Annotated in this window: 6 protein-coding genes; all 6 read right to left on the reverse strand. The window is 60.4% G+C overall.

Features of this window, described 5'->3' with window-relative positions; translation table 11 throughout:
• A partial coding sequence (locus tag ACPYOI_RS34550) for an alpha-amylase family protein (protein ID WP_481424043.1) occupies positions 1–1,192 on the reverse strand: 1,192 nt, incomplete at its 3' end.
• A gap of 229 nt (positions 1,193–1,421) precedes the next feature.
• The gene (gene pcaD / locus ACPYOI_RS34555) at positions 1,422–2,228 is read right to left on the reverse strand and encodes a 3-oxoadipate enol-lactonase (protein ID WP_481424044.1); all 807 of its coding nucleotides are present in this window, start codon (positions 2,226–2,228) and stop codon (positions 1,422–1,424) included.
• A 17-nt stretch (positions 2,229–2,245) separates the two neighbouring features.
• Positions 2,246–2,524, reverse strand: coding sequence for a muconolactone Delta-isomerase (catC, locus tag ACPYOI_RS34560; protein ID WP_481415917.1), 279 nt, complete (start codon positions 2,522–2,524; stop codon positions 2,246–2,248).
• Positions 2,525–2,534: 10 nt separating this feature from the next.
• Positions 2,535–3,671, reverse strand: coding sequence for a muconate/chloromuconate family cycloisomerase (locus tag ACPYOI_RS34565; RefSeq protein WP_481415916.1), 1,137 nt, complete (start codon positions 3,669–3,671; stop codon positions 2,535–2,537).
• A 32-nt stretch (positions 3,672–3,703) separates the two neighbouring features.
• On the reverse strand, positions 3,704–5,047 hold the full coding sequence (locus ACPYOI_RS34570; protein WP_481415915.1) for an MFS transporter: 1,344 nt from the start codon (positions 5,045–5,047) through the stop codon (positions 3,704–3,706).
• A 25-nt stretch (positions 5,048–5,072) separates the two neighbouring features.
• A partial coding sequence (locus tag ACPYOI_RS34575; RefSeq protein WP_481424045.1) for a dioxygenase family protein occupies positions 5,073–5,657 on the reverse strand: 585 nt, incomplete at its 5' end.

Consider the following 5,657-nt stretch of genomic DNA (forward strand, 5'->3'; position numbering starts at 1 on the left):
GCATCGGAGTGCGCGCGCAGTTGCGCTCCGGCAGCGATAAATCGTCGCCCATGCCGATCTCGTCGCCATAGCGTAGCACGGGGGTCCCGGGTAGCGAAAACATCAGGCTGTATGCCATGCGTATTCGGTCTTCGTCGCCGTCCATCATTGGCGCCAAACGCCGCCTGATCCCGCGATCATAAAGCTGCATATCTTTCTCGGGCCCAAACGCCGCAAACACTGCGTCCCGTTGCCTTTCGCTCAAGCGGCCGAGATCGAGCTCGTCGTGGTTTCTGAGGAAGAGACCCCATTGGGCGGTTTCGGGCCGCGTGCGCGTGGCCTCCAGAGCTTTCACGAGCGGCTGGCAATCAGCGTTCGCGAGTGCGTAGAACAGCGTCTGATTGACCTGGAAATTGAACATCATGTGCATCCGGTCGCCATCTTGGCCGAAATACTCCAAATCGGTCTTCGGTAGTACGTTTGCCTCGGCGAGGATGATGCAGTCGCCCTGTCGCCATTGCAGGAATTCGCGGAACGTCCGCAGCATATTGAATTGCTCTTGCGGCCGGGTGACGTCCGCGCCCTTCTTGCCGATCACGAACGGCACGGCATCCATCCGGAAGCCGGAGACGCCAAGCTGTATCCAGAATCCCATGATCTTCAGGATTTCCGCCTGGACATGCGGATTTGCCGTGTTGAGGTCGGGCTGGAACTCGTAGAAGCGATGGAAATAGTATTCTTTGGCTTTGTCGTCGTAAGTCCAGGTCGTCTTCTGGACGCCGGGGAACACCATTCCCTCGTCAGCGTTCTTCGGCTTCTCTTTCGACCACACATACCAACCGCGATAGCGGGAGTTCTCGTTGCACCGCGCCTCCTGAAACCAGGCGTGCTGATCCGAAGTGTGGTTGACCACAAGGTCGATCAGAACCCTGATGCCGCGTTGCTTGGCGCCATGCGTGAATTCAACGAAGTCACCGAGCGTGCCATAGCGGGGATCGACATTATAGTAGTCGGAGACGTCGTAACCGTCATCCTTGCCCGGCGAAGTCTGGAACGGCATCAGCCAGATCGCCGTAACGCCCAGGCCCGCGAGATAGTCCAGGCGCCGCGCAAGCCCTTGAAAGTCGCCTACCCCGTCTCCGTTGGCGTCCATGAATGTTTCGACGGACAGGCAATAGACAATGGCGTTCTTGTACCAAAGGTCGTTGATCATGCGCGCCTCCAGTGTATCGATCGAGGCGCAACAGCGTGAGCTGGAGAATTGTTCCGAGAGTGGCAGAAAGCATCAAGCGTCGCCCGGCTGGCCGAGTTTTGCGACGAGACGTGCGCGCCCGCTAGTCCACCGCCTCCTTCAGCTCGTCCATGCCATGCGGTTTCGGCAGCAGGGGAATATTCCACTAATTGAGCAAGACAATATTTCGGGGCACAACCTTCGCCTCGATTTATCGCGGGCATTTCTCCTCGCTGTGCACGACCAAGGAGGTGAGAAAGAGTTCGATAGCGTCGGACACCGCCGCGGCCTGCTCAAATGTCGGGATGTGAGACGCGTTCGCTACTATTTCCAGGCGGCTGCCGGGAATGCAATTCGCAAGCGACAATGCGTCCTGTACCGGCGTAGCCTCATCCTGGTCTCCGACCAGAACCAGCGTCGGCATGCGCAATTTGCGCGTCTTTTCCGACAGGTCCGCCACCGCGATTGCTTCTGAGGCGCCGGCGTAGCCTTCGGCCGCTGTGCAAATGAGCATTTTTCGCAGCACCCGCGCCTCTGGCCGGCCGGCGAACGCAGGCGTGATCCAGCGCCCGAGCACCGCATCAGCGATGGTTTCAACGCCATTGGCGCGGACCGTCGCCGCTCGTTCTCGCCAGAGCGCTGCAGGTGGAATCGCCAGCGCCGTATCGCAGAGAATGAGCGACACGAACCGCTGGGGCTGCAGCGCGGCAGCCGCCTGAGCGACCATGCCGCCTATTGATAGTCCCGCGAGATGGCAACGGCCAATGCCCACCTTATCAAGGATTGCGAGCAGATCGTCGGCCATCTCTTCGATCGTATAAGGTCCAGGGGGAACATCGCTGAGGCCGTGTCCACGAAGGTCAACGCGCACGATGAGGAAACGCTTTGCAAGCACCTCGGCTTGGGGATCCCAGACCCGCATTTCCGTGCCAAGCGAATGCAGGAGCACCAGTGGCTCACCAGCTGAATTGCCTTCGATCCTTACGTGGAAGATGAGATCCCTGACTTGCACAAACATCGTTTGCTCCAACCAGCTCAAGCAATCGCCGAAGGGTGGTGGGCAAGCGGGCTGACAGCGATCTCCATGAACGGAAAGAGCGGCAGCGCAGACAAAATGCCATGCAGCTCGTCGTGATTGTCCACCTCGAATATGCTGACATTGGCGTAACATCCGGCAATGCGCCAAAGGTGACGCCACTTCCCGGCGCGCTGGAGTTCCTGCGCCTTCGACTTTTCTTCGGTCTTCAGCCGCTCGAATGTCTCCGCATCAAAGTCGTGCGGCACGCGCACCGTCATTTGCACATGGTAGAGCATCACGTCCTCCTTACGAGCGCGCGTAATGGCGCAGTTTGCTATGATCGACTGAAACGCCAAGACCCGGTCCGGTAGGCACATGCACTTCGAAATCCGCAAACGTTAGTGGCTCTGTCGCGAGGTCATCGACGAGGATTTGTGGCCCGAAGTGCTCGCAGCCCCAAGGCAGGTTGCGCAATGTGGCGAAGACCTGAAGGTGCGCAGCAGCACCTATCGAGCTTTCGAGCAGGCATCCGCCGTAAAGGCCGATGCCTGCGGCCTCGGCGATACCGGCGACGCGTCGGATATTCAGCAGGCCGCCATGCTTGACGAGCTTGAGAGATACGACGTCGGCAGCCGCGGCCGATGAGACTGCGAGCATGTCGTGCGTCGTGAACACGCACTCGTCCGCCATCAACGGAACAGCCCCGCCGCGAAGGCGTGCCATGCCGGCGATATTCCAGGCGGGCAATGGCTGCTCCACCAGCTGAATACCGAGCTCGGCGAGCACCGGCAGGTATTGCCGTGCCGTGGTTTCGTCCCAAGCCTGGTTGGCATCGACGATAAGCTTCGCCCTGCCCTCCAGGCCGCGCGACAAATGACGAAGCCTCGCCATGTCTGTCTCAGCAGCTTGCGCGCCGATCTTGACCTTGAAGGTGTCATGCTTGCGGTTTTCGAGCTTGCCCTCGGCCTCCTCCAATTCCTGGCCCGGATCGCCGGATGCCAGCGTCCAAAGCACTCTCACGCGATCGCGCACGGCGCCGCCGAGGAATTGGCTTGCCGGAAGGTTCAGCGACTTTCCGACAACATCCATCAACGCGGATTCGATCGCTCCCTTGGCGGCGTAGTTTCGTTTTGCGGCGGCCTCCATACGCGCGCCGGCCAGCTCGAATGTGTCGGCGCGCGTTCCGATCAGCGCTGGAGCGAGATAGACGTCGATCGTTGACTTGATGCTTTCGACGCTTTCTTCACTCCAGCGCGGTCCACCGAGCGTCGCCGCTTCGCCGACACCTTCCTGTCCATTCCCAAGCTGAACTTGAACGATCACGTAGCTTTGTGCGGTGACCGATGTGTTCGAGAGCTTGTGCTTTCGGACTGTAGGCACATCGACAATCGTGCTGGTGATCGATCGGATCAGGTAATCTCGGACGGGGATATCGGTTTTCATGTGACGATCCATGGACAACTTCCAGACCTGCGTCAGGCGCGTTTCAGCTCGGACCGGACAGCACCTACCGGCGTTATCCAGCGTTTTCCGAAGATCGTGACGGCCGCGATCAGTGCCGGCAGGGCTGCGACGGTAAAGACCGATTGGAGGGGCCAGCCAAGGCTGAGGAGATAGCCGCCCGCAACCGATCCGAAAATCGATCCGGTGCGACCGACGGCGTTCGCCCAACTTACGCCGGTGGCTCGGTTGGCCGTAGGGTAGAAGGAAGCGGTAAGCGCATTCACACCGATCAGGGCGCCACCCGTTCCGATACCCGCCCCGAAGACGGCCAGCGCAAGAAGGACAGGGTATGATGCGACATGGCCCAGGGCTGCGATCGAGAGGGCGCCGAGGATATAGCTTGCCGCAAGCACCAGATGCGGCTCAGTCTTGTCCATTGCATAGCCGAGCGCCACCGCGCCGACAGTGCTCCCGAGCGGCAGGACAAGCCCCACCAGCGCGGCTGAGCGGAAACTCTGGCCGGTCCCGGTCAGCAGCGTGGGCAGCCAGCTCGTCAGGAGATAGAAGACGAGCAAGCTCATGAAGAAGGTCAGCCAGAGAAACACGGTGCCGCCCGCCAGACCAGGCGTGAACAGTTTGCCGACGGGAGATCCCGCGGTGACCTGCGGCGGCATGAAATGAGCGTCAGCGAGCTCCGGCGCCGGATGGATCCGGCCGAGGATCGCCGCGACCCGCCGATCCTGGCCGCCCTTCATTGCGAGGTAACGCGGTGATTCCGGCAGTGCCCATGCAAGCGGGAAGAGCAGCGCGAGAGGGATGACCCCACCAAGGATGAGAACAGCCTTCCAGCCATAGTTCTCGATCAGTCCGGCGGAGGCCAGCCCGCCCAGCGCGCCACCCAGCGTGAACCCGCAGAACATGGTCGTGATCATGACCGATCGCGTCCGGCTCGGGCAATATTCCGCCGTCAGCGTCGTCGCGGTCGGCATGGCGCCTCCGAGGCCGATTCCGGTGACAAAACGCCAGAACGTCAGCCAGTGTACGTCCCCAGCCGTCGTTGAAAGCAGGCTGGCGGCGGCAAAGAAGGCCGTGGTGAAGAGAAGGACGGGCTTTCGCCCGATCTTGTCAGCAATCGGTCCAAAGACCATGGCACCAATCATCAGGCCGAACAGGCCGGCCGCAAATAGCGGCGCCAGTTGCGCGTGAGTGAGCTGCCATTCTGTCCGCAGCGCTGGCGCGATGAATCCGACAGCTGCGGTGTCAAAACCGTCGATCGCGACGACTGCGAAGCAGAGAGCCACCACGAGCAGTTGGAACGACGATATTTTTTGCTGATCGACGTAAGCTTGCACGTCGATATTCTGAACGTTTGCCATGACCGACTCCTCCCAAATTCGTTCATCAGACCTGTGCGTGCTCTCGCACCACGACGGCGTCCGGCAGAGCCTCCTGGTCCCGATTCAAGGTGAAATCGAACCGGATCGCTACGAAGGGGGCATCGACGCCACGTGACGCCATCTCATCAGGCGCATCATGGTGGATGACCTCCGGGATCAAGTCATCGCGGGTTGCGAAGGCAAAATCGTCGTAGAGATATCCGTCGCCATCTATATTAATCTGCGTCGTCAACTTGCGGTATCCGCCAGCCTCCACGAAGAAATGAACGTGCGCAGGACGACGGCCGTGGCGCCCGAGTTCAGTGAGGAGCGCCTGCGTCGGACCGTCAGGCGGACAGCTGTAGCCCACAGGCAGGATCGACCGGAAGCGATAGCGGCCGTCTACATCTGTTTCGATCCGGCGACGCAGATTGTAGGGGCTCTGCGACTGGTCGAAAAAGGAATAGCCTCCCTTCGCATTGGCATGCCACACGTCAACGATGGCGCCAGCGATCGGCCTTCCATCGACATCCTTCACCTGACCTTCCATGAAGAGGACGACCCCGTCTTCAGTATCCTGATCGAGACGTGCGAAGCCTTTTTCCAGAGG

The organism is Rhizobium sp. SVR5-2C (assembly GCF_056755115.1).

What these genes read in the sequence shown, in the direction of transcription:
- pcaD (WP_481424044.1), bottom strand. Translation starts at nt 2,228, where the DNA reads ATGTTTGTGCAAGTCAGGGATCTCATCTTCCACGTAAGGATCGAAGGC.
- catC (WP_481415917.1), bottom strand. Translation starts at nt 2,524, where the DNA reads ATGCTCTACCATGTGCAAATGACGGTGCGCGTGCCGCACGACTTTGAT.
- ACPYOI_RS34565 (WP_481415916.1), bottom strand. Translation starts at nt 3,671, where the DNA reads ATGAAAACCGATATCCCCGTCCGAGATTACCTGATCCGATCGATCACC.
- ACPYOI_RS34570 (WP_481415915.1), bottom strand. Translation starts at nt 5,047, where the DNA reads ATGGCAAACGTTCAGAATATCGACGTGCAAGCTTACGTCGATCAGCAA.